Consider the following 23,025-nt stretch of genomic DNA (forward strand, 5'->3'; position numbering starts at 1 on the left):
AATAGTTAAAGTTAATACACTTTTAACGTAAATTATCATTGCTGCAATTCCTTTCTGCGCATTGCACGGTGCCTTAATGCTGAGGTCCGCCTTCCTGTAGCCGCGCCAGCCAGAACGCCGCCACGTTCTGGCACCTCAGCGCCTCTTGTCGCTGGACCACGGTTAGACTCCGGTCCGTGGCCCGTTCCCTTCGCTCGTGCCACTCGCGGGACCAGTAGCACCAGCCAAGCGACACTGCCGCCCGGTCTTCTGCCGCACTGTGATCGAACCCGGGAAAGTAAGCGCTCATGGCTTGAAAAAGTGGGTGAGATCCATCGCCTTGACTGGACCGCGCCCGACCTTCGGACGGACAAACACGACGATTTCCTTTGTCTCCGTGCCCTTCTTGACGGAGCCGAACAGGTATTTCAGCACAGGCAGACGGTTCAGCCCGGGCACCCCGGTAACGGTTTCCGTGTCGCGCTTGGTCCGCAGACCGCCGAGGAACACCGTCTCACTGTCCCGGGCAACGACGATGCTTTGCACGCCTTGCTCTGAGATGTTTGGCAGGCTGTTTCCTGATACCTCGCTGAACCCGGTGACGTCATTCTTGGACTGCTTAAAATCCAAACGGATCTTGCCGCCTTCCATGAGGTGGGGGGTTACGGAGACCTCCAGACGAACCGGGAGATAATCCGTCGTGACCACTGACGCGGTTTCCGTGACCGTCCGACCGGGCACCGGCACACGTTCCCCAACATAGATGTTGGCGGCCTTGTGGTTTGCCGTTTGCAGCTTGGGACGTTGGAGAATGCGGAAATCCTCCAGCTTGGAAAGCGCCTGGACGACTGCGCTATAGTCCTGCCCAACTTGCCCGTAGAGGGTGAGGCCCTCGCCCCCATAGAGAGCAGATGCGCCGGATCTGACTTGGGCCAAATCGGCCAAACCCGCGCCCCGGATGCTGCCAGCCAGACGAAGGCCGTCGGTGGCCTGCGTGAAGATCTGCGACCAGTCTACGCCGGCACTCTGCCCATCGCTCAGCGCGTACTCTGCAATGATCACCTCTAGCTCGATCATGGCCGGATCGACATCCATTTGCAGCGCCACCTTTTTAAGAGCCTCACGGCCCGCCTTAGTGCCGTAGAAGGTGACAGCATTCCCGGCGACGTCCTGCACCACACGGACCCCGAGAACGTCAGCAATGCCACTGCCAGAGAGAGGCATAGAGGCTTGTGGGGCAATCTGGGTTGATTGGACCGGGACCATGCCCAGCGGTGAAGCCTGATTGATTCCGAAGCCTGAACTTTCCGGAAGGGCCACACGCGAAGGAATGCCTGTCATGGATTGCGCCTGGGTGATGGCCTCGACGAACTCGGAGACTGGCAGGAAGCGGAACACCACCCGCTCGGCATCTTCGCGGGTTTCCTCGCCCTGCACCTTTGGCACCGAGCGCCACACCACGGAGTTTGTTGTGTACTCGAACCCTATGCCCTCCAAACGGAGACTTTCCTCAATCCATTTGAGGGCTGCGGACTGTTCCAACGGACGGAAGGCACGGACCGTAACTTCCGTGTCCTGCACCTCCGGGTGCACCATCACTCGGATGCCAGAGACCTCTTCATACACCTGCCCGACTTCTGCAACGGGGACGTTCTGAAACGACAGGGTGACCAGACCAGCGAGAACGGCAAGATTCATACTTAGTCAGCGTGAAAAGCTCTCAGCGCCCGAGCAACGAACTCAAACCCTGACCCAATGAGACAGGCAACGGCGAAGACCCCGAAAAGGGAGCCTGCGAGATCTGCGAGGATTGTATCCATGTTTTTCTTTCTTGTGTTGTCCATGGCCGAGCTATCAGCCTGCGGCCTGTTTTAGTTGTAGCGTAAAAACGCCCCCCGACTTCGACGAGGGCGACGAGGTTTTCCCCTCGATAGCTGGCACCGATTTCCAGAAGCACGCCGTCACGGCAAAAGACCCGTTGCCGGGTCTTGTCGTGCGCGGAAATAATAAGGTCGTCTTCAAGCCTCACGTTCCATTCCACGCCCTCGACGTGATAAGTCACAGTGTCGCGGGGCAGGACCGGAGCGAGTGCAGGTTTGCCGCTGAAATCTGCGGGAACCGGGGCCGTGGTTGAGCCAGCGCCCGAACCTATCGAAGCGTTGAGGTTCTTTTCCTCTTTGCGTGCTGCCGAGAAAATGCCCTTCACCTGCCAGACTCCGACAACCACCGCGAGGACGAGGAACGCGAGCACCATTAGGGCCGTGCGCTTGTCCTTGTTTTTCTTGGCTCCACGGCTGGCCGTTTTCTTGAGGCCGAGCGACCTGCCGACGGTGTCGTCTGTCCTGTAGAAATCGCCAATGCGCTGACTAAAGCGGTGATAGGTGGAGCCAATGAGGTTTTTACCCTCGCCGCCGCCGTAGCGCATGCGCTTGAAGTCACCCAGGAGCGGCCTCGCCAGCCAGCCTACGAACGGGATCATTTTGACCGCAACACAGTGCACGCGGATCTCGGTGAGACGCCGCAACATCACGTCAATGTTTGCCGCTGACTGCGTGATAAAATACACGTCCAGACCCGCCTTTCTGGACCACACGAGCAACTCGAAAATATCGCGGTTGTCTCCACGCTTCTTTTGCTGGTCGTTCACGTGGAAGCACAGCGCGGCCTCATCGACCATGAGAAGGTTTTCTTTGCCTTCCTCGCCCGCGTGGATCACCGACTGCCATTCAGACGGATCAGCAGGGAGCTTGATATGCTGATCCTGCCAACCATTTTCCGCGATGGTTTCCTCATTAAGCTGCATGTTGGTATGCACCACCGCGCCTTCTTCGAAGGCCGTCAAACACACGTCCGCGCCCAGGTAGCTTTTCCCGCCACCCATCACGCCTGTTACAAGGTAGAGTGCCATAATCAGCCCACGGTTGGAATGCAGGACTTCACCATGCGGATGCCAGTGCAGACGATCTTGATGGGGATCAGCGTTGCCACCATCATGATGCTTTCACTGATGGGGAAGAAGTAGTTCATTTTCCCATAGATGACCATGAAACCACCCTTAGAACCCGCACCGGATGACTGCACGAACTGCACGCCCTGCATGGTGCTGTTCCAGAGGTTGTCATTCAGCACGATGGACCCGAGCGCGGTGAACAGGAAGATAGGTATAGCGAGCAGGGGAAACGCCTTGAGGGCCACCATGTTGGCGGCCCGGAATCCATCGCGGGTGATATTGGCAAGGGTGCGAAGGACCGAATAGATGAATTGTGTGAGAAACATAGTGTTAGGTTCTAGGTGTTAATTTGCATCTGCGAAGGCTCCACGGATCATTTTGATGGCGCTCAAGAGCATCTGCCACGAGACCACCAAAAGGATCACATCTCGGCAGAGTTGGATCCACGCATCATACTGGGAGATGTTGAAGTTGATGGACCCGAAGGGGGTGGGAATCTGGAAGTCCAAGCTCTGCCTGGAAGAAGACCCCGGGAGCACGGTGGAAAACGCATCGTCTATTGCCTCGCCCAAGATGCCGAAGCGCGTTTTGAGCGTTGTCAGCATCTCGCCCATGCCAGCCAGAAATGCGCCGTCATCTTCTGGAATGCCTTCCCCAAGCTCTCCCGGATCATCGCCGTCCCCGGTCAGAGCCTCTTTCAGATCACCCACGCCTTCGCCCACCGCTGCCGTTGCAGCCGTCCCTTGATTGATCGCGGAAATAACTCCACTCATGTCCACCTCTGGCCCACCGTCACCATCACCGACACCAGCGCCAGACTGCGCCTTGATCGCGTTCAACGTCCCCACCGCATCGACGTGAGCGGTGTCGCCGACCGCCTTGACGATGCCACCGAGCCGCTGCAACTCGGCAGTAATGTTGTTTGTCATGCTGTTTTGCTGGCTGGCGGTCGCCGCTGCGGTGCCGGATACCTGCGTATTTGCGGCTGGAGCAGGCAACGGGTTCGGACTGTTTACAACGGGCGTCGCGCCGCCCGTTGACCCCGTCGGGGGCGGGGTGGGCGTCTGCGTGGAGGGCTGCACGACTGGCTGTGACTGCGTGCTTCCTTGAGGCACTTCCTCCTGTTTGGTGCCGCCGAATTCAACGTCAGGCACCCACTGCACAAGCCCGACACCAACGGAGAAAGCACCCGTTCCGCCAGAACTGGAGGGCCGGGTGTACTGTTTTCCCCAGGACTGCCCCGGAGCCAATTCTACCACTTCGTCGGGCATCCCGGGAATGGCGTTGCCTGCCGCATCACGCGGGCGGATCGTGTATTGCTGCGGCTGGCCTGTGGTGTTCGTCAGGGACACGCCCACCTTCTGCCCAACCTCTTGCACGCCGCCGCCGGAGGTAATAGCGCCCGCCTGACTGACGCTGTCACCACTGCCGCCCGCGCCCGTGGTGCGACCAGACCCCATGTAATTGAAGGGCGTTCCCGTGCCCTCAGGAAAATAAGCGGGCTGGCTGGTCTTTCCGCTGCCGGATTCGACGGCGAACCAAGATTGAATCGGGGTCCAACCGACATCTCCATTCGCGGTGTTGGCATACCCAATGATTGCCTCAAAGGCTGCGGGACGGACCCCGCCGAGGCTGACGCTGCGAGCTCCACCAGGGTTAAAGTTGTTGGCAGTAGTGCTTTGTGCGATCAGGGATCCGCTCAAATTCGAGGCAGAACCAACGTAACGGACCATCAAGAAATAATATCGGTTGGTCCCCGATGTGCTTGGGGGCGTCCACATCGTGGTCGTGGGCTGACACACCCAATCAACCGCAAAGGCCGAATAAGAGAGATTCAGCGCGACAGCCCAAAGCGCGCCCAGAGCAACCCGAGAAAGAAAACGAGACATACAGAGTAGGGGAGTAGTTCCGCCTGCCGGACCGTGAAGGGGAGTTGCTCTACTGCGGTGCCGGCATTCACCACGACATAGCCACGGCTAAAGCTGTTTCCAGCGACCGTGCAGCTTTCCCCAAAGACATGCAGGGGACCTGTCAAAGACTGGCCACCAACCTGCACCGTTGTTTCATCTAGAACTTGTATTTCGACCATAAAAAAAGGGGAGCGAAGATTTACACCCTCGCCCCCCCCTCCAGGTTAAGGCACCTTAGATGCCACGCTGAATCTTGCGCACCACGAAGGCACCCACGGCAATGATCCCGGCCACAGGCACCAACGCAGCGAAGAGCGCGGTTGCCTGGGTGGAAAGGGAGGTCGCAGTGGCCTCGATTTCGGTGGTGTAGTCAGCGCGGGCGGTGCCGACCGTCACAAGGGCAAGGGTGCCCACTGCCAGCATGCGGCTGACGTTGCGATTGCGGGCGATTTTGCGCAGGGTGTTCTTGAGCGTGTTTTTCACTTTGGTTTTGTCTTTCTTGGTGGCCCCGGGCTACGGGGCAGTTTGTTTTGTTGTCGGCTAGCTAGGCCGAAAGTTTCAGGCCCCCCACTTGCGCCACGGCGCCCACGTATAGGAGGGTCGTTGCTCTGCTTTCCGGGCAGGTTCCGACGTCCGGGCAATGATGCGATACAGGCGACCCGCAGAGAGGGCACGCCTTGTCTTCAAACGGGAGCATATCAAGCGGGCAGTCTTTGGGGGCATCTTCATAACTAAAGAAAAGGTTCATGGTTGTTTCCTTGATCGGTGTTTTCCGTCCGCCGCTTCGCGGGCATAGCTTCTCCATTCAAGTCGCCCCTGCGGGTTCGGTCCGGGGCTCGCTTCGCTCGCCCCGTCCCTCCCCTTGGGGAACCTATCGAACGAAGGAAGTACCAGCCGGGTGCATGCTGGGGACCCACAGGCCGCCTTCATACGCTGGTGCTTGCTTCGTGCGATCAGCTGCCGCCTTGCGACGGCCCGACAGTGACAGCCCCGAGGTATCGGTGTTCTCTGTCCCTTCCGTAGGTCTTGGCTTTACCGAACCCCGCGCCCATTTTTCTACGCAGGCATTCGCCAAGATCACCTCGCGGCCGTAGTCGGATTCCTCGAACTTGCGCATTTCGTATGCGTTCGCCCGTGACCGACTCCATTCCTCAAGCCCCTTGAGAACGTATTGCACCCCGGAAAGTCGGGTGTCGAAAATACGCACGTCCGAATGACCCCCACCGCAGCGCTTCCAAATCTCCTTGATCGTGAAGCGTTCGGTTTGATTCATCCGCCCAGGGGGTAAGCCGCTGATCAGAATATGAAAATGGTAGCGTCCCTTGAACTCCCCACGCTCCTCACGAGCGGCCCAAAGCAGCTTGGAAAAGTGCACCTTGTCGATGCGCTTTCCCTCGCCGTTTTTCTTGAGGCCCTTCGCGACTTCACGCAGGAAGGCAAACAACATGTGCCGCCGACCGTCCACCTTGGGCACCGAGACGTGATTTTTTTCCCCGTCCTCTGAGCGATAGGTCAGAGTGACAAAGTACTGCCACGTTTCGAGGCTGAGGTTATAGACGTCTGGTGACATCTGTCCGACGCGTAAAGTGTGTTACTTGCTGGCGGTTCCCGCGGCCGCTTTGACCGGGGCAGAGGCGGATCCCATCGGGATCTCGTCAGCGTCCGGGTGCACCATGGCCTCGATTGCCTCGGCGGTGTGCTCGCCCTTCACGATCTGGCCACGGATCGCAATGAAGGCATTGCGGGCGGTCATTTCCTGCACGGCTACAGTGACTCGCTCGTCCACGGCTTCAGAGGGTCTTCCACCGCCAAACTCCTTGCGGAATTTCTCGGCTTTCACAGTCATGATCATGGGCGTCGTGCACCGGAAGTGCTTCGATTTGTCGCCCAGGATAAGCTGATACATGCTGACCTTCTGACCGGGGTTCTGCTTGTCGGGGAACTCCAGTTTTTCGACACGTTGGATTTCTGCCTTGATTACCATGGCTTTAGTTTTGGTTGTTGAGTTGATTGGCCCCGCTTGGGGTGCGACCAGCACGGCGGGGCGCGCACTGGCAGTTTCCGAGGCTCTTGCCGCCATCGTGGGCGGACTGGCATGTCAGGGAAATTTGACGCTGCACCGCACCCTGAAGGTCAGCGGGGTTGATGCAGCGGGCGGTTGTCCGATCATCCATCGAACGGAGTCCACCGCCAAAGTCTTGACGCCGCACCCCTCGACGGGGAGTTGCCAGGGCACGGCGGGTGCTTGACACGCGGAATCCGCCACGCGCTGGCACCAAAGAGGAGAGGGGGGCAGTCCGGCTATTTCCGCGCATGCCGCTCCCTCGTTGTGACCAATGGCACACGGGGAGTTTGGCAGGCCCGCGCTGATCTGGTCTCTGTTCGGAACAGACCAGAACGCAGGGCAGCAAGCTTCAATTCGCTTTGCGAGTCCACATTCAGGACAACACGGGTCCAGCGGTCGTGCGCTGGACTTGAGCCGACTTCACACAGGAAGCCAAAGGCTGATTGCACCAGTGACGGCGCAACGATGTTGCGGATTCTGTTCATGATAACTACGGGTCTCGTAAACCCGGCTGCTCGTAACAGCACCGCGATATTCCACAATGACTATAACGGAGTCAATTATTTTTTTGGCAAAACTTCCTCCAGGTAATTTGTAAACGCTGAGCAGGTCACCAGCATGAACTTTGCTTCAGCATGGGTCACAGTGGACTCTTCCATCAGTGCATGTCGCAAGCCTTCAGGTCCACAGGTCCAGGCATATAGCTTTGTGAAGCCCTCTTTTAGACAACTGGGGAGGGGGATCTTCTTCAAAGCTTCACCCAACGTACTGTGCCCGGTGCGCTGCCTACAGGCAGTTTCGACTGCGGAAATAGACTCTTTGATAACGTTTCGAAAGTCCGGGTGCGGGCGCAGGGCCAAAAGCTTCGCCGCAGTTTTGATATGGGTTGAGCTATGCGGGCATGAAGAAGCCATGGCCGATTCGACGGTCTGCACTTCTACTATGTCACTGATAGGTACAATCATGCCACCAATGATCCGATAAGCAGAGAATTCTTGTTCGAATGCTCGATTGACCGCCCCCACCAAGTCTTCACGCCCAGGATTCCACTTGAGCACAACAAACTCGAGTAGATCCAGCACGCGAAACCAGTCGCCCTCCAGGAAAAGGCTCTTCAATGTATCATACCCAATATGCTTGGAAGGGGTGCGATTGTAGCGAGACAGGGAGTCCAAATCCCAACCGAGGAAATACCAAATGCTGAGATAAAGCTCCTCTATCGCCTGCACTTTGGGCGTTGTGTAGTCCCACGCTCCAGAACTCCAATCGTCCCAAATATGAAGCTTCAGGATGTTCCAGACCTTCCTTCGAAGAACATCAGACAAGCACTCTAATTGGGGACTGTCGGGAGTTTTTACGTATCCGTGTCTTTGCGAAAACGTGTTCATAAATAAAAACCCGCCCGTGTTACGAGCACGGACGGGCGACAATTAAGTCTGGCCGAACAGAATCAGCGTTACGGCAAAAATAGGGGCAGCGGAGCAGCATGCAAGAGACATCTTTTCAATACCTTTATTTTCACCAGTCTATTTTACATTACGTACATTGTATCTAGTTATAAGTATTCCCCGGCGAGAGCTCCAAAACACCCTCAAACCCCCAATCTGCACTCAGTTCTGACAGTTTCCGGCTATAATCGGCTATAGTCGGCTATAGCCGATGCCTGGCCAATTCGCAGGTCTGAGCCTCATCCAAGTCACTTTGTGAGGCAGTGTTCCACGTGCAACATTCAGTATAAACGCCTGATTTTGAGGCCTCAGGATTTCGAAGTTTTGACGCCGTCCGGCGCTGGGCTCACAAAGCTTCGCGCCAATTTGGACTGCCTCGCGTGAAGGCCGTTCTCAGAATCGCGCCAGCGTCCTGTGGCCACCGGCACAGACCCAGGCGCGTCCTGCAGCCTTGACGAAACTGCGAGACGCAACACTGAGACCATCCCGAGATGGCTGCCGTCACGCACCCATGAGCATCTCTTCCAACTCGGAATCTGAGACCCCGGCCATGACGGTCGGATCGTCTTCCAAGGTCATGTCCATGATGGATCGCTTCTTCTCCTGGAGCTTGAGGATCTTCTCCTCCACCGTCCCTCTCGTCGCCAGGCGGTACGCTGTCACCGGCCTGCCCTGACCGATACGGTGCGCCCGGTCGATCGCCTGCGCCTCGACGGCCGGATTCCACCAAGGATCCACCAGGAGCACGTGATCTGCTGCCGTCAGGTTGAGGCCGTAACCGCCAGCCTTGAGGCTGATGAGGAAAAGCTTCCGTTCTGGGTCTGATTGGAACGCTGACACCTGACCGCCGCGGTCCTGAGTGCCGCCATCCAGGTAGCTGTGAGCGATCTCCAAGCTCTGGACTTTGTCACGCACTAAACGTAACATGCCTACGAACTGACTGAATATCAATGCTTTGCCGCCGCCGTCAATGATTTCTTGCAGTAATTCTTCCAGCATGGGCCATTTGCCGCCGGGTTGCCCTTTGAACTGATCTCCCAGCTTGAGAAGCCGGAGGTCGTTGCAGACCTGGCGCAGACGCAGGAGCACAGTGAACATAGTCATACGCGCCGAGCCTTGTCCGGTCCGCTTGCGGGCCGAGCGGATCTCCTCACGCCCTTCCTCCAGCAGGCGCTGGTACACCTCATTCTGCTCCCGGGTGAGTTCACACCAGACCACTTTCTCGATCTTCTCCGGAAGATCCTTGGCCACCTCCCGCTTGGTGCGACGGAACAGGTAGGGCCGGATGAGCCGGCGCAGACGCTCCATGATGGCGCGCGACTGGGTGGACCGCCCCTCAGCCTGGCTGAGCGGTTTCACGAACCGGGACTGGAAATCCTCCAGCACAGGCAGGTATCGCGGCAGCATGAAGGCGAAGATGGACCAGAGATCCTTGATGGAGTTCTCCACCGGGGTACCCGTGAGGGCAAATCTCGCCTCCGCCTTGAGCTGACACAGCGCCTTGGCGGCAGCGGTATCCGGGTTTCGGATATAGCTGGCTTCGTCCAGCACGACGACGCAAAACTTAAGGTTCACGTAATACTCTAGATCTCTGATAATCAGAGCATAAGACGTAAATACCACGTCGTAATCGGCAAGGCTCCCCAGCTTCTCTTTGCGACCAGCTTCATGAGAAACATGGGTCTTGAGCTCGGGCGTGAAGCGGGCCGCTTCTTCTGACCAGTTCGACAAAAGCGAGGTGGGACAAATCACCAAGGCGGGCCCAACCGGCTCGCCCCCCTGCCCTTTTCCTCCCGCCGCGTTGACCCGAGCCCGGATGATACGGAGTAGCGCCAAGGTCTGCACGGTCTTGCCCAAACCCATCTCATCCGCCAGGAGCCCCGCCGCCCCTGAGCGGGTGTGCTGCTCAAGCCATTGAACCCCTTCAAGCTGATAAGGTCGCAAGGTGTTTCCAAGCTCTGCAAGTAGCGTCTTGATCTGCGAAATTTCCAGTGCAGGCACCTTCAGTGGCACCGCAGATTTGCCCGCGGGAAGGAAATCACTGAGCACCCCAAGCTGACGTGACCTGACGGCGATGGTCTGGCCGCCATGGCCAAAGCGCGACTCCACATCCTGCAGAGTCTCTTCCAGCTCCTCGCAGCCCTCAATATCCAGGAGATACCGACGCCCATCCTGAGCTCGAACATCCCGCTTGCCGCTGCGAATGAGGCGCAGGACTTCTTGGCGAGCGATGCGGAAACCATCGGCGGCCTCATAGGCCACCTCAAGGCTGAGCCAGTCCATACCCGCGCCCTGACGCGAGTCGGCCGCTGACGAATCCCGGGGATCATCCTTGGTTCGCATCTGCGGGCGGATCGTTGCCAGACCGCGCGTGGCATTCCGCCAGCCGTCACCGTCCTGGATTTCAAAGAGCTCCTTCAGACGCGGCAACTCTGTGGCGACAAACCGCAGCACTTCAGACTCACCATCGATCGCCAGCACTCCTTGATGATCCATACGAAAGCCTGCTGACTCCAATCGCTGCCAAGCGCCCTGCTCCCGCAGCAAATTCCGATGCCGGAATCGCAGTGGATCTCCAGAAGGATCCGGAATCGGGTAGAGGTCTGTCTCGCGCCACTCGCGACCAAAGTCCGCCCCGAGGGTGACCGGATGAGATGCCTGAGGGACAGGATGCACCGTCAAGGAGGCCTCAACGCGTCGCAGAGAACCGTCGAGCCGGAGACCAAAGACCGGATCCGCGGGCACGACCCGCACCTTTGCCAGGGGAGCCGCCGGGCTTTCGACGTCCAGGATTTCCCCGAGCGCCCCGAGGTTGGCCGCCACCCAGCGGGGCGTGCGCTCCACTTTGCGGCGCGTAAAAAGCTCATCCAGAAACTGCCGCAAGTTATTCACATGCGGACCATCAAGAAGCATAATCGTACCAGCCCCTTCATCGACTACCGACGAAACACCGCCAATACTCCTAACCGATAAAGCATTACTTAACACCTGAAGGTCAATGCTTTGCGATACGTTAACACGTACAATTTCATCAGAGAGATGCAAGTCATTGATAAGGAGCGCCTTCAGTGAGGATGTCACACTTGCAGAAGGTTTAGCGCTCAATGCGGGCAGTCCATTGTGGACCCGGGGATGTCCCTTCAATATTGTGAGTAACTCACCGAGATCTGCCGCAGGGAGTCGGAGTGGCATGGACTGGCATTTTAGTCCTCGCGTGAAAAGCCATTGGGCGATTTCCGCCTCTTTGGTCTCGCCACCGGCTTGGAAATCGAGGTACACCGGGACGGTTCCCTTGGGTAACTGAGAGAGATGAGAGAGAGGAATGTAGACGGTGAATTTTCCCGCTGGCACCGTGTTAAGATCCAGCACGGCTTTCGGAGTGGCATCGGCGCTTTTCACGCCCGCGGCATGAGAAGTCACACCCCTCGAAGACGAAGATCCGACCGGGCTGGCATACCGAGATGTTCCAGTACCTGGACGCGCCTCAGCCGTACCGGGTCCCGAACTGGCTGCTGGTCCGCCGCTGATCGCATAAAGTGCGACGGCCAATCCGTGCGAACAGATGAGGCCCCGCTGGGCATCACTGCAGGCACATCGGCAGTCCACCGTGCGCGCGTCCTTCACGGTCAGGGTGGCCTTGTAACGCCGTCCCCCCTGCCCTACCAGGCCCTGATAGACCTGGCCTTGATGGGAGGCTTCCGCCACGCCACCAGTCCGCACGTATTCCCTGGCCGACTTCATTGCCTGCCAGCCACCGATTTCACCGAGCCACTTTTCCGTCACCTGCATGGGGATTTATCTTGCTGTCATGCAGGTTTGTGATGATGGAATGCGCCCGTCAAGCTGCGTATGAGGATAGTTGCGATCGCGAACCAAAAGGGAGGTGTGGGAAAGACCACCACATCTCTAAATTTGTCTGCCTGTTTGGCAGCAAGAGGGCTGCGCGTGCTGCTCATTGACCTTGACCCCCAGGCCAATACGACGAGTGGCCTCGGCATCGCCCAGGAGGAGGGGGGGAGCCTATACCCCTGCCTGGTGAGCGATGTCAATCCCACCCAGGTGATCCGGAGCACCCGCCTGCCGAACCTTTCCATCATCCGCTCCCACCAGGAACTGGCGGGGTGCGAAGTGGAGCTGGCCCAGACCGGTCACCACCTCACGCGTCTGCGGGATGTGATGAAGCCGCTGCGCTATAGCGGCCACTTTGACTATGCGATCATGGACTGCCCGCCCTCTCTGGGTGTGCTCATGACGGGTGCTCTCGCCGCGGCGGACGAACTGCTGGTGCCGATCCAGTGCGAGTACTTCGGCCTGGAAGGTCTTTCCAAGATCGTGCAGATCGTCCAGCAGATCCGCGAAAGCGGGGCCAATCCCGCCCTGGCGCTGGAAGGCATCGTGATGACGATGTTCGACTCCCGGATGAACCTCTCCCAGCAGGTGGTCTCAGACGTGCGGAACTACTTCTCCCAGGTGGTGTATGACACCATCATCCCGCGCACGATCCGTCTTGGCGAAGCCCCGAGCTTTGGCAAGTCGATCATCGAGTACGAACCAAACGGTCGTGGCGCTCAGGCCTACCTGTCGCTGGCTGAGGAGTTCCTGCGTCGGCACGGGGATGCGCGGTAGGTCGGTAAACCAGTAATTCAGTAATTCGGTAGAACAGTGGTGGGGTAAACGGCGTGATGGGTGTCGAAGCACCCGGAGCTTACCTCTCACCTTTTACCATTTGCCTGAAGCTTCAGCACCTTTTGCGTCCAAATCGCGCCACTCGGTGCTATCCATCCCCATGGACCCAGCCCCAGATCCCCACCGCGCTCTGGTGCCGCTGTTGATGCGGCATGAGCGGCAGATCTTTGCTTACATTTACACGCTGGTGCCGCACCGTCATGATGCGGAGGACATCCTGCAGGAGACCTGCCTGACCATCTACGACAAGTTTCAGGAGTTCACCCCGGGCACCGATTTCCTGGCCTGGGCCATGCGCATCGCCTGGTGGAAGGTGCGCCAGGCCCGGCAGAAGTATGCGAGATCTAAGGTGGTCTTCAACGACGAGGTGCTGGAGGCGGTGGCTCACACCGCGGAAAACATGCAGGAGGAAACCTCCGCCATGCAGATCTGCCTGGCCCAGTGCCTGCAAAAGCTGAATGAACGGGACCGGCGCATGATCCTGACCCGCTACGAGCGCGGCAGCGGCGTGGAGCGGGCGGCGATGGTGAGCGGTCGGTCGCTTCAGGCGGCCTACAAGGCGCTCATGCGGATCAAACAGGTGCTGCACGACTGCGTGACGAATTCCATGTCGAAAGAGGAGGCCCTGTCATGAGCCACGAGGAAAGCAATCACAATCGGCTCTCTGACGAGGACACAGTGAAGCTGAACAGCTGGCTCCACGACCTGGAGGAACATCAACTGGCCGAGCCGGACCGGAAGGCCCTGGAGGCCATGTTGCTGGGCAGTGAACTCGCCCGCCGCTATCTGGTGCAAAGGCTGGGCATGGGAGCGACGCTCTGCCGGCTCGCGGACGAATCTCAGGAATCAGGCGATCAAGAGGGTGACGCCCCCCAAGGATTGCGTGCGCATGTGAATGCAGCCCGTTTGGAAGGGGCGCATCGACCAGGATCTCTGAGACGGGCATGGCCAGCCTCCGCCAAGCTGGCTCTCGCGGCCTCGCTGGTACTGTGTGCCTGCACTTTGGGCCTGCTCCTTTTCAGCCCGAGGTTGCACCGACATGACGGTCCCGGGTCCCAGGCAGAAGTGACAGATCAAGGCTGCGCGGTGCTCGTGGATGTGGTGGGCGCACAGTGGGCCAGCGACGGTGGATCCTGGCAGGTGGGCATGTCCGTGCCCGCTGGAAAGGTGAAGTTGCAGAGCGGTCTGGCGCGATTGGAATTCTACAGCGGAGCTTCGGTGACGCTTGAGGGCAATAGCGAGCTCGAGATCGTCTCGGTCAACGAGGCCAAGTGCCGGTTTGGCCAGATGCGGGTGCATGTGCCGCCTCACGCGCGTGGGTTCAAGCTGATGACTCCCGATGCCAAGGTGGTGGACCTGGGTACTGAGTTTGGCCTGAAGGTGAGCGACTCCGGCAAGTCGGATGTGCATGTCTTCGACGGTGAGGTGGAGGTGTATCCCGGAGCCGGCGACGACAAGCTGAACCTCAAAACAGGGGCCCGCTGGAACGCCGCCAATGGGGCGGGAACGACGGGGGCCGACACTCAGGCCTTCGCCGACATCGCCTCACTGCATGCAAAATCTCAGGATGCAGACGAACGCCGGAAGCTGGAGTGGCGGGTGGGACTGCAAAAGTTCCTCGAAGATCCCCGCCTGCTCGTGGGCTACACGTTTGAGCCGCTCAATGCGTGGGATCGCACCCTGCGGAATCAGCAACCCTATGCACCCGAGTTTACCAACGGCTCCGTCGTGGGTGCGCAGTGGGCGCAAGGGCGTTGGAGAGGCAAGCAGGCGTTGGACTTCAAGTCACCCGGCGACCGCGTGCGCCTGGCAGTGGCTGGCGAGTACGATGCCATCACGCTGGCGGCCTGGGTGCAGGTGGGCGGGGTGGACCGGAATTTCAACAGCCTCTTTCTCACGGATACCTGGACCTATGGCAACCCCCACTGGCAGATCATCCGGTCCGGAGCTGTCGCCCTGGGGGTGCACAACGGGAAAGGCGGCAGCCAGCACGTGCTCAACTCCCCTGTGCTCTTTGGCCCGGAGAATCTGGGGCTCTGGTTCCATGTGGCATCCACCTTCGATGTGCGCACGAGTATGCTGCGGCACTATGTGAATGGACGGCAGGTCAGTGAGTTGAAGGAGGCTAAAGTGGATCCCGCCACACGTATCCGTATCGGCAGCGGAGAACTGGGCAACTGGGGGCTGCCGGAAGGCAAAACGCCCCGTACTGAGGTGCGCAGCTTCAACGGTCGGATGGATGAGTTTCTGATGTTCAAGGAGGCTCTGAGCGCGAAGGAGATCGAGCGGATCTTCGAGATCGGGAAGCCAAATTGAAGACACCAGACTGCCAGACACCAGACCTGAGGGGCTGTAGCGCAGATTGGCAATCTGCCGTGCCGCCGATTGTTAATCGGCAGGGTGGCTCTGCGACGGAACGGAGTTAACACGACAGGAGCAGAGCAGTGCGTGTCCCGACTTTTGGAGTAAGTTCGCACCGGGGTTGGAGTACCGCTTTTAAGCGGAATCACGTCTCGCACGTCCCATGGCGAGATTCCATCCCCAGGCCCCCAAGCGATTGCCAATTGGTCAGTCGCTTCGCACCGGGAGCGCGATCAAGGGCCAATTGTATCCTGATTCCGCTTAAAAGCGGTACTCCAACCCTGCTGCGAAACGGTGGTTGTCACTTGGTGCCCCCAGACCAGGGGAGTCCAATGCGCCGCCTACTGCCTACTGCCCACTGATGACTGCCCACTGAATTCCCCTTGCCCCTCCCGGCCTCCCCGCCTACAAACGGGCCGATGTCCGAAACCACCGCCTCCCCTGCTCCCGCTGCTGCTGTCGCATCTGTCGAACACGTTCTGGTGATCCCCCGTGCGCTGTTCGATGAACTGGGGGCATTCCAGGGATTTCAGCCGGAGGTGGACCGTTATTTGGAGGCCATCCTGGCACCGGGCGCGAACTTCTTCCTTCCCCGCCCTGCCGCGGAACTGGACCCCACGCACAAGCAGATCATCCCGTACGCGATCTTTCACCACCAGGGCAAGTACCTCGTCTATACCCGGGGCGGCAAGTCGGGTGAAAAGCGCCTCGTGGCAAAGCGCAGCGTCGGCATCGGCGGCCACATCAACCCGCACGACGAACGCGAGGACTCCCTCGCCAAGACGACCTACCTCAACGGCGTGGAGCGCGAGATTGAAGAAGAGTTGGTGCTCACGGGCAGTCACACCCAGCAGGTCATTGGCCTGATCAATGATGACTCCAATGAGGTCGGCCAGGTCCACCTTGGCGTGGTGCACCTCTTTGATCTGGAGAGCGATCAAGTGACCTCCAACGAAGACGCCATTCAGGACCTGCAGTTCCTCAGCTTGGACGAGTTGGTCGCAGGGATCGAAAACCTCGAGACCTGGTCGGCGATTTGTGTGCGGCATCTGGTGGAGCGCAGGGCGTAGCGAGGCTTCAAAATTAAAACGCCAGACTTCAAAGAAGTCACAAGCCCCAAGCCTCAAGGCAGCGTGAGGATTGCCCGAACGTATGTTCCTTTGAACCTTGGAAGTTTGAGGCTTCCTTGATCGTTTGTATTTGAGGTTGAAGTTTTGTTCCCCGTCCAATTCCCGCCTCTGATGCGGTAACCCTGCAACTGCGCATGTCCTCTGACGCCTCCGCCTCCCTGCCCCAGCCACCCGAACACTACGAGACGTTCGTCCGGCTCTTCGTGCACCACGAAGGACGGTTGCGGGGCTTCCTGCGGACCTTGGTCCGGGATTGGGATGATGTGGACGAGGTGATGCAGGAGACCAGTCTGGTGGCTTGGCGGAAGTTCTCGCAGTTCGATCCGGACACGAATTTCATGGCCTGGGCGGCGGCGATTGCGCGATTTGAGGCGCTGAAGCACCTGCGAAAGCAATCCCGGGACCGGCTGGTGTTCAACGATGACATCCTGGACCTGCTGGCCGAGGAGAGCCTGGAAGAAGTGGACTCGCTGGAGCGCCACCGCTCCGCGTTGGGCAAATGCCTGGAGAAGCTCGATTCCCGCCAGAAGGAACTCCTGCAGCTCGCCTACCAGCCGGGGGTGAAGTTCCACGAGGTGGCCGCGCAGGCAGGCAAAAGCGCCCAGGCCTTCTACAAAACCATCCAGCGCATGCGGGCAGCCTTGCTCCAGTGCGCGGAGAAACAGATGCAGGCGGAGGCTGCGACCTGATCCACCATGGCGACCTTTGGTAACAGCGATGGCGGCAACGGCGGCGGTGGCGGGTGCAATCCGGGGAAACTTCCCGAGGCCAGCCGTCTGATCGGTGAATGGCTCAGCGGCAGCATCACGCCAGCAGATTTTGACCTCTTGCAGACGATGCTGCAGGATTGCAGCGAAGTGCGACGGATGCTACGTGAGGAGGTGAACCTCGAGCAGGTGCTTCGGGAGAACGCCAGCGTCACCGCGGACCTCAAGGCATGGAATCCAGAAGGCCTGCCAGATCATGAGGGCGAGGGCGAAGCGGCAGCCATCCCCTTCCCAGACCAGGGCACGAAGGCCCGGGCCAAGAAATACTGGATCTCCTGGGCCGCGGCAGCGTCAATGGCCGTGCTGCTCTCCGCAGGCACCTTTCTCTGGGGTGGCCGCCATGCGCTGAGCAAGGATCTGGTGCAGGAGGAGACCAATCGCGGCTGCGCCATCCTCACCCATGTGGTGAATGCTGAATGGCTGGATGATGACAACAGCCGGCGCACCGGCGACACCGTGAACTCTGGCATGCTCAAGCTGGCGTGCGGCTTTGCCCAAGTGGAGTTTTTCAGCGGGGCCACGCTCCTCATGGAGGGTGATGCTGAGCTGGAAATCGTCTCGCCCTGGGAGGCGATCTGTCACTCGGGCAAGGTGCGCGTGCGCGTGCCGCCGCCCGCGCGTGGCTTTCTGCTGCACGCCCCTGGCATGAAGTTGGTGGATCTGGGCACCGAGTTCGGTGTGCAAGTGAATCCGGAGGATCTGAGTTCCGAAGTGCACGTCTTTGAGGGGGAGGTGGAAGCTCATCCGACGAACCAGGACCTCATCAGCCTCAAGCAGGGCATGGGCCTGTACAAGGAAGGCAACAAGGTGGCCCCTCTCCCAGGCGTGCGTCCGGATGACTTCATGGGGATGGAGCGCCTGGACGCGATCACCGCCACCCGAGCCAAGGCCAGGTATGATGCCTGGGCCACGTGGAAGAAGGACATGTGCGGCGACGAGCGGCTGGTGGTTTACTTTCCCTTCGAGCGTCAGGGCAAGTGGCAGCGCATGATCGGCAACGGCTGCAACCCCTGCAACCCTGACCGCAACGGCGGCGTGGTGGGCGCACGATGGACTCAGGGCCGCTGGCCCATGAAGGATGCCCTGGAATTCAAGCGTCCCGGGGATCGGGTGCGGCTGCGTATTGATGGTGAGTATGAGGCGCTTACGCTCACCTGCTGGGTGAAAGTGGACGGGCTGGACCGCAAGTTCAACGCCCTGCTCCTGACCGACGGCTATGATGCCGGTGAGCCCCACTGGCAGATCACCCAGGATGGGAAGCTCATGTTCTCCATCGCCTATCCAGACGAGGAGCACCCCGAGGTGAAACGCAATCAAGTGCACCTCTCCCCGGTCGTGTTCAATCGCTCCAACATCGGCCGCTGGCACCAGCTCGCTGTGACCTATGACAACTGCAGCGGCGAAGTGATCCAGTTTGTGGATGGCAAGGAAGTGAGCCGCGAGGTCTCGCCGCTCTACCAGCCCGGGCGCAAGATTGTCTATGGCGCCTGTGAGCTTGGCAACTGGGGCCTGCCCCTTCAGGACCACCAGTTCCCCGTGCGGAACCTCAATGGCTGCATGGACGAGTTTGCCATCTATCAGATCGCGCTTGCCGGCGACGAGCTGAAGAAGATCTACGAAGCCTCCAAGCCGGAGTAGGCGGGTTCATTGCGGATTCTGGAAGGGTGAATTTGGATTGTTTGTTTCCTCGATGCGATCTCACAGGCACTTCTGGGCGCTGATGACGGTGGCGGCAGTCACCGGGGGCGCCCCCACCCTGTTGGCGGCAGAGCCGGAGGCTGAGAAGCATTTCGTGTTGAAGGTACTGCCGCTCTTCAAGGAGAAATGCCTCGCCTGCCACGGGGACGACCCGAAGAAGTTCAAGGGTGGGTTCGACATGCGGACGCCGGAGCGGTTCTTCTCCGGTGGTGACAGTGAGAAGAACCCCGTCGTGCCCCGCAAGCCTGAGGAGAGTGTGCTCTACATTGCGGTGACCCGCACCGACTCCAGCCTGGCCATGCCCCCGAAGGAGAACGACAAACTCTCTGAGGCGCAGGTGGAGATCATCAAACGCTGGATCCTGGACGGTGGAATCTGGCCGGATGCCAAAAGGATCGCGGAAATCACGGAGGAACAAGCTCGCGCGCCCCAGTCTGCCGTCACCGGAGAGACGGGAGTCAAGGTGACCACCAGCGGCGGACTGTCGGGCGACTGGACGAACCGGCTCTACAAACCGGAAGATCTGTGGGCGTATGCGCCGCTTCGTGGCGAGACGCAAGACGAGAATCCTGAAGACGCCAGACCTGAAAACGGGCGTTCCATCGATCGCCTCATCGATGCCAGGATGAAGGAACTTGGGGTGGAGCCGGGACCTCTGGCGGACCGGAGAACGCTGATCCGCAGGGCGACGTTTGACCTCACCGGACTGCCACCGACTCCGCAGGAGGTGGCGCAATTCCTTGCAGACCCTGCCTCCGAGGAGGAGGCATTTGCAAGACTCGTGGATCGGCTCCTGGCCAGTCCCCACTATGGAGAACACTGGGCGCGTCACTGGCTGGATGTGGTGCGCTATGCGGACTCGTCCGGCTTTGCCAATGACTACGAGCGCGGCAATACCTGGCGGTACCGCGACTACGTCATCCGGGCGTTCAACGAGGACAAACCGTATGACCAGTTCATCCGGGAGCAGATCGCCGGAGATGAACTCCCGCCAGACCGGACCAAGACACCTGAATCAGAAAGGCTCATCGCCACCGGATTCCTGCGCATGGGGCCCTGGGAACTGACCGGCATGGAGGTGCCGAAGGTAGCGCGTCAACGCTTCCTGGATGACGTGACGGACATCGTGGGGCAGGCCTTCCTGGGGCACACCCTGCAGTGTGCGAGGTGTCATGATCACAAGTTCGATCCCATACCGACGCAGGACTACTACGCCATGCAGGCCTGCTTTGCCACCACCCAGCTCTCCGAGCGGGAGGCCCCTTTCCTGCCGGCGGAGAACACCAGCGGGTTTGAGGAAATCAAGTATCTGGAGATGCGCCGGGCGGAGCATCTGGTCGGTCTGCGCCATCTCGATGACGTCTCGCTCAAGGCGGCCGATGCCTGGTTCAAGGAAAAGAACCTCGGCCGCAGTGCCTGGGATGCCGCCCTGGCGAAAAGCCGGGACCGTCAGCCGGGAACCAGGCCCAATGCCCGCAGGGAGTTTGTCGGCCTCTTCGACGCCACCCGCAATGCCTTGCAGCAACAAGGTGTGCCGGAGGCTGAGTATCCGCCGAAAAACCTCGGATTCAGCGTGGAGGACTACGGTCATGAACGCATCGCGCGGAAGGGGCTGGAGCGCCTGCGCTGGGAGATGGAGCGATACGCTCCCTATGCCTTCGCCGTCTATGCAGGCAGGACGCCCGCGTTAAAGTCCGTGAATGCCCCGCTGCGGGTGCCGGCGACCCGGCTGGAGGATGGCGAACTGGAAAGCACCGCGATCTTGGCAGGCGGAGATCCCTTCTCGCCCAAAACGCCGGTGAGACCCGGCACGCTGAGTGCCCTGGGAGGACGCAGCGCCGTCATCCCGGAGGGCATTGAAGGCCGACGACTGGCGTTGGCAGATTGGATCGCCTCCGCGGACAATCCCCTCACGACCCGCAGCATCGTGAACCGCCTCTGGCAGTGGCACTTTGGACGTCCTATCGCGGGGAATCCCAACAACTTCGGTGCCACCGGGAAGAAACCAACGCATCCCGAGCTCTTGGACTGGCTGGCGGATCGCCTCGTGAAAGAAGGATGGTCGATCAAAGCGATGCATCGTGTCATCATGATGAGTGAGGCCTACCGACGCAGTGCCGGGCATCCCAATCCGGAGATGCTCAAAGAGCGAGACCCTCATGGCGTGAGTTACGCCGCCTTCCAGCCGCGGCGGATCACCGCCGAGGAGATTCGGGACGCCATGCTGCTCGCATCCGGAGAGCTAAATCCCACGCTCGGCGGCATCCCTGCACGGCCGGAGATCAATCTGGAGGCCGCGCTACAGCCGCGGCAGGTGATGGGCACCTTCGCCCCAGCCTGGCAGCCCAATCCCCTGCCCGCCCAGAGGCACCGTCGCTCCATCTATGTGCTGAAGCTGCATGGTCTGCGGGACCCTTTTATGGAGGTGTTCAACGAGCCCACGCCGGAGTTTTCCTGTGAAGGCAGGGATGCCTCCAATGTCACGCCCCAGGTGTTCAGCCTTTTCAACAGTGCCGCCACGTTCAACCGCGCCCTGCAACTGGCGCGCCGAGTTCACCGGGACGGAGTTACGGAGGCCGAAGCCATCACCGCGCTCTTTCTGCATACCTGTGGTCGTCCTCCCACAGAGCAGGAGCAGCAGAGCTGCCTGAGGCACTGGGAGAACATGACTCGGCGGCATGAAGGGCTGACTCTGCCCAGGCACGTGCTCCCCACCGAGGTGGTTCGAGAGGCGGTGGAAGAGAATACCGGGGAGAAATTCACCTTCACCGAGCGGTTGCATGTCTCTGCGGACTATCAGCCGGACCTCGTCCCTGGTGAGATGAATGCAAAGCTGCGCGGGCTTGCAGAAGTGGCCCTGGTGCTCTTTAATTCCAACGAATTCGCGTTCGTGTATTAGGGGGCTTCGCTGAGGTGGGGGCATATCAGAGCGCCGGTTCCCCATTTTCCGTTGCCATGAAGACCCCGCATGACTTTTTCAAGGCCATCACCGGCATCGCCATGGAGAACGGGATTCGTTATCTCCTCTTCGCCGGCTTCGCGTGGCTCCTGGCGTATGTGCTGTTCCGGCGTCGCTGGTTTCACCGCAAGATCATTGCCCGACTGCCCTCATCCGCCGATGTGCGACGTGAGATGGGCTACTCGGTGCTCACGGTGCTCATCTACGGCATCGGGGGCACGCTCACCATCTGGATGGCCAAGCAGGGGTGGACGCACCTGTACGGCCGCATCCCCAAGTTTGGCTGGGGCTGGTTTGTGGCCAGCATCTTCTGCATCATCATCCTGCACGATGCCTACTTCTATTGGACGCACCGGCTTATGCATCATCCGCGGCTCTATCGCTGGTTTCACCGGGTGCATCATCAGTCCAACAATCCCTCACCGTGGGCCGCGTACTCCTTTGGCCCGCTGGAGGCCGCCATCCAGGTGGGCATCTTCCCGCTCTCTGTGCTGGTGATGCCCGTGCATCCCCTGGCCTTCTTCATCTTTCTGGTGTGGCAGATTGCCTTCAATGTCGCTGGACACACCGGGTTTGAGTTCTATCCCCGTTGGTGGCTGGATACGTGGTTTGGCCGGTTCATGAACACCCCTACGAATCACGTCATGCACCATGAGTACTACCGCGGAAACTATGGGTTGTACTTCAATGTCTGGGACCGCCTCATGGGGACGAACCATGAGAAGTATGAGGAGCGATTCAAGGAAGTAACAGGCCGCAGCCGGGCAGCGTGAGAGAGGGGAAAGTCAGTCGTGGCTGGGTTCGTAAGAACCTGGTCAGGTCGCTTGGGGCCCATGACGCTCTGCTCACACCGCAGGGCCGTGCCACCCTTCCGCACTTTCACAAGTGCAGCTACGAGCTTCGAACAGATCTGCGATGATCCTCAGTCGTGGCTGGGTTCGTAAGAACCTGGTCAGGTCGCTTGGGGCCCATGACGATCTGCTCACACCACAGGGACGCGCCACCCTTCCGCACTTTCACAAGTGCAGCCACGAGCTTCGAATTGCCCTGCGATGAGATCCTCAGTCGTGGC

18 protein-coding genes are annotated in these 23,025 nt (G+C 59.6%); 8 read left to right on the forward strand and 10 right to left on the reverse strand.

Annotated elements, in window-relative coordinates; all coding sequences use genetic code 11:
• Nucleotides 1–73: 73 nt before the first annotated feature.
• The 10 genes from BV034_RS17230 to BV034_RS17285 form a co-directional block, all read right to left on the reverse strand.
• Nucleotides 74–289 (reverse strand): hypothetical protein, encoded by a 216-nt coding sequence (locus BV034_RS17230; RefSeq protein ID WP_050028233.1) that lies wholly within the window; start codon nt 287–289, stop codon nt 74–76.
• Nucleotides 286–1,677 (reverse strand): hypothetical protein, encoded by a 1,392-nt coding sequence (locus BV034_RS17235; protein ID WP_050028234.1) that lies wholly within the window; start codon nt 1,675–1,677, stop codon nt 286–288. The genes BV034_RS17230 and BV034_RS17235 overlap by 4 nt, the downstream gene beginning before the upstream one ends.
• Nucleotides 1,678–1,699: 22 nt before the next feature.
• Nucleotides 1,700–2,887: a zonular occludens toxin domain-containing protein gene (locus tag BV034_RS17240; protein ID WP_050028235.1), complete on the reverse strand. Its 1,188-nt coding sequence runs from the start codon at nt 2,885–2,887 to the stop codon at nt 1,700–1,702.
• Nucleotides 2,888–2,889: 2 nt separating this feature from the next.
• Nucleotides 2,890–3,255, reverse strand: coding sequence for a hypothetical protein (locus tag BV034_RS17245; RefSeq protein WP_050028236.1), 366 nt, complete (start codon nt 3,253–3,255; stop codon nt 2,890–2,892).
• 18 nt (nt 3,256–3,273) lie between these two features.
• Nucleotides 3,274–4,632 carry a hypothetical protein gene (locus BV034_RS17250; RefSeq protein WP_265593114.1) on the reverse strand — a complete coding sequence of 453 codons (1,359 nt, stop codon included), beginning with the start codon at nt 4,630–4,632 and terminating at the stop codon, nt 3,274–3,276.
• A 441-nt stretch (nt 4,633–5,073) separates the two neighbouring features.
• Nucleotides 5,074–5,322, reverse strand: a complete 249-nt coding sequence (locus BV034_RS17260) for a hypothetical protein (protein ID WP_050028239.1) — start codon at nt 5,320–5,322, stop codon at nt 5,074–5,076.
• A 388-nt stretch (nt 5,323–5,710) separates the two neighbouring features.
• Nucleotides 5,711–6,409 (reverse strand): hypothetical protein, encoded by a 699-nt coding sequence (locus BV034_RS17265; protein WP_050028240.1) that lies wholly within the window; start codon nt 6,407–6,409, stop codon nt 5,711–5,713.
• Between the two features lie 21 nt (nt 6,410–6,430).
• The gene (locus BV034_RS17270; RefSeq protein ID WP_050028241.1) at nt 6,431–6,823 is read right to left on the reverse strand and encodes a hypothetical protein; all 393 of its coding nucleotides are present in this window, start codon (nt 6,821–6,823) and stop codon (nt 6,431–6,433) included.
• Nucleotides 6,824–7,464: 641 nt separating this feature from the next.
• Nucleotides 7,465–8,292: a hypothetical protein gene (locus BV034_RS17280; RefSeq protein WP_050028243.1), complete on the reverse strand. Its 828-nt coding sequence runs from the start codon at nt 8,290–8,292 to the stop codon at nt 7,465–7,467.
• Nucleotides 8,293–8,853: 561 nt separating this feature from the next.
• On the reverse strand, nt 8,854–11,265 hold the full coding sequence (locus tag BV034_RS17285) for a DEAD/DEAH box helicase (RefSeq protein ID WP_050028244.1): 2,412 nt from the start codon (nt 11,263–11,265) through the stop codon (nt 8,854–8,856).
• 936 nt (nt 11,266–12,201) lie between these two features.
• Here BV034_RS17285 and BV034_RS17290 point away from each other — a divergent pair.
• From BV034_RS17290 to BV034_RS17325, 8 genes are all read left to right on the forward strand, one after another.
• Entirely contained in the window at nt 12,202–12,978 is a 777-nt protein-coding gene (locus tag BV034_RS17290; protein ID WP_050028245.1) for a ParA family protein, read from the forward strand.
• Between the two features lie 160 nt (nt 12,979–13,138).
• A complete protein-coding gene (locus tag BV034_RS17295) occupies nt 13,139–13,672 on the forward strand; it encodes a sigma-70 family RNA polymerase sigma factor (protein ID WP_050028246.1) in 534 nt (177 codons plus the stop codon).
• Nucleotides 13,669–15,354: a LamG-like jellyroll fold domain-containing protein gene (locus BV034_RS17300; protein WP_050028247.1), complete on the forward strand. Its 1,686-nt coding sequence runs from the start codon at nt 13,669–13,671 to the stop codon at nt 15,352–15,354. The genes BV034_RS17295 and BV034_RS17300 overlap by 4 nt, the downstream gene beginning before the upstream one ends.
• Nucleotides 15,355–15,818: 464 nt before the next feature.
• Nucleotides 15,819–16,469 (forward strand): NUDIX domain-containing protein, encoded by a 651-nt coding sequence (locus tag BV034_RS17305; protein ID WP_050028248.1) that lies wholly within the window; start codon nt 15,819–15,821, stop codon nt 16,467–16,469.
• A 194-nt stretch (nt 16,470–16,663) separates the two neighbouring features.
• On the forward strand, nt 16,664–17,218 hold the full coding sequence (locus BV034_RS17310) for a sigma-70 family RNA polymerase sigma factor (protein ID WP_050028249.1): 555 nt from the start codon (nt 16,664–16,666) through the stop codon (nt 17,216–17,218).
• A 6-nt stretch (nt 17,219–17,224) separates the two neighbouring features.
• Nucleotides 17,225–18,934 (forward strand): LamG-like jellyroll fold domain-containing protein, encoded by a 1,710-nt coding sequence (locus BV034_RS17315; RefSeq protein ID WP_050028250.1) that lies wholly within the window; start codon nt 17,225–17,227, stop codon nt 18,932–18,934.
• 52 nt (nt 18,935–18,986) lie between these two features.
• A complete protein-coding gene (locus tag BV034_RS17320; protein ID WP_050028251.1) occupies nt 18,987–21,893 on the forward strand; it encodes a PSD1 and planctomycete cytochrome C domain-containing protein in 2,907 nt (968 codons plus the stop codon).
• A 56-nt stretch (nt 21,894–21,949) separates the two neighbouring features.
• Nucleotides 21,950–22,726, forward strand: a complete 777-nt coding sequence (locus tag BV034_RS17325) for a sterol desaturase family protein (protein ID WP_050028252.1) — start codon at nt 21,950–21,952, stop codon at nt 22,724–22,726.
• The last annotated feature ends 299 nt before the right edge of the window (nt 22,727–23,025 follow it).

The organism is Verrucomicrobium sp. BvORR034, from assembly GCF_000739635.1.
Classification (GTDB): Bacteria; Verrucomicrobiota; Verrucomicrobiia; order Verrucomicrobiales; family Verrucomicrobiaceae; genus Verrucomicrobium.

Bases quoted from the DNA above. Each gene is read 5' to 3' on its own strand.
- BV034_RS17230 (WP_050028233.1), bottom strand. From the start codon at position 289: ATGAGCGCTTACTTTCCCGGGTTCGATCACAGTGCGGCAGAAGACCGG.
- BV034_RS17235 (WP_050028234.1), bottom strand. From the start codon at position 1,677: ATGAATCTTGCCGTTCTCGCTGGTCTGGTCACCCTGTCGTTTCAGAAC.
- BV034_RS17240 (WP_050028235.1), bottom strand. From the start codon at position 2,887: ATGGCACTCTACCTTGTAACAGGCGTGATGGGTGGCGGGAAAAGCTAC.
- BV034_RS17245 (WP_050028236.1), bottom strand. From the start codon at position 3,255: ATGTTTCTCACACAATTCATCTATTCGGTCCTTCGCACCCTTGCCAAT.
- BV034_RS17265 (WP_050028240.1), bottom strand. From the start codon at position 6,409: ATGTCACCAGACGTCTATAACCTCAGCCTCGAAACGTGGCAGTACTTT.
- BV034_RS17270 (WP_050028241.1), bottom strand. From the start codon at position 6,823: ATGGTAATCAAGGCAGAAATCCAACGTGTCGAAAAACTGGAGTTCCCC.
- BV034_RS17280 (WP_050028243.1), bottom strand. From the start codon at position 8,292: ATGAACACGTTTTCGCAAAGACACGGATACGTAAAAACTCCCGACAGT.
- BV034_RS17285 (WP_050028244.1), bottom strand. From the start codon at position 11,265: ATGCTTCTTGATGGTCCGCATGTGAATAACTTGCGGCAGTTTCTGGAT.
- BV034_RS17290 (WP_050028245.1), top strand. From the start codon at position 12,202: ATGAGGATAGTTGCGATCGCGAACCAAAAGGGAGGTGTGGGAAAGACC.
- BV034_RS17295 (WP_050028246.1), top strand. From the start codon at position 13,139: ATGGACCCAGCCCCAGATCCCCACCGCGCTCTGGTGCCGCTGTTGATG.
- BV034_RS17300 (WP_050028247.1), top strand. From the start codon at position 13,669: ATGAGCCACGAGGAAAGCAATCACAATCGGCTCTCTGACGAGGACACA.
- BV034_RS17305 (WP_050028248.1), top strand. From the start codon at position 15,819: ATGTCCGAAACCACCGCCTCCCCTGCTCCCGCTGCTGCTGTCGCATCT.
- BV034_RS17310 (WP_050028249.1), top strand. From the start codon at position 16,664: ATGTCCTCTGACGCCTCCGCCTCCCTGCCCCAGCCACCCGAACACTAC.
- BV034_RS17315 (WP_050028250.1), top strand. From the start codon at position 17,225: ATGGCGACCTTTGGTAACAGCGATGGCGGCAACGGCGGCGGTGGCGGG.
- BV034_RS17320 (WP_050028251.1), top strand. From the start codon at position 18,987: ATGCGATCTCACAGGCACTTCTGGGCGCTGATGACGGTGGCGGCAGTC.
- BV034_RS17325 (WP_050028252.1), top strand. From the start codon at position 21,950: ATGAAGACCCCGCATGACTTTTTCAAGGCCATCACCGGCATCGCCATG.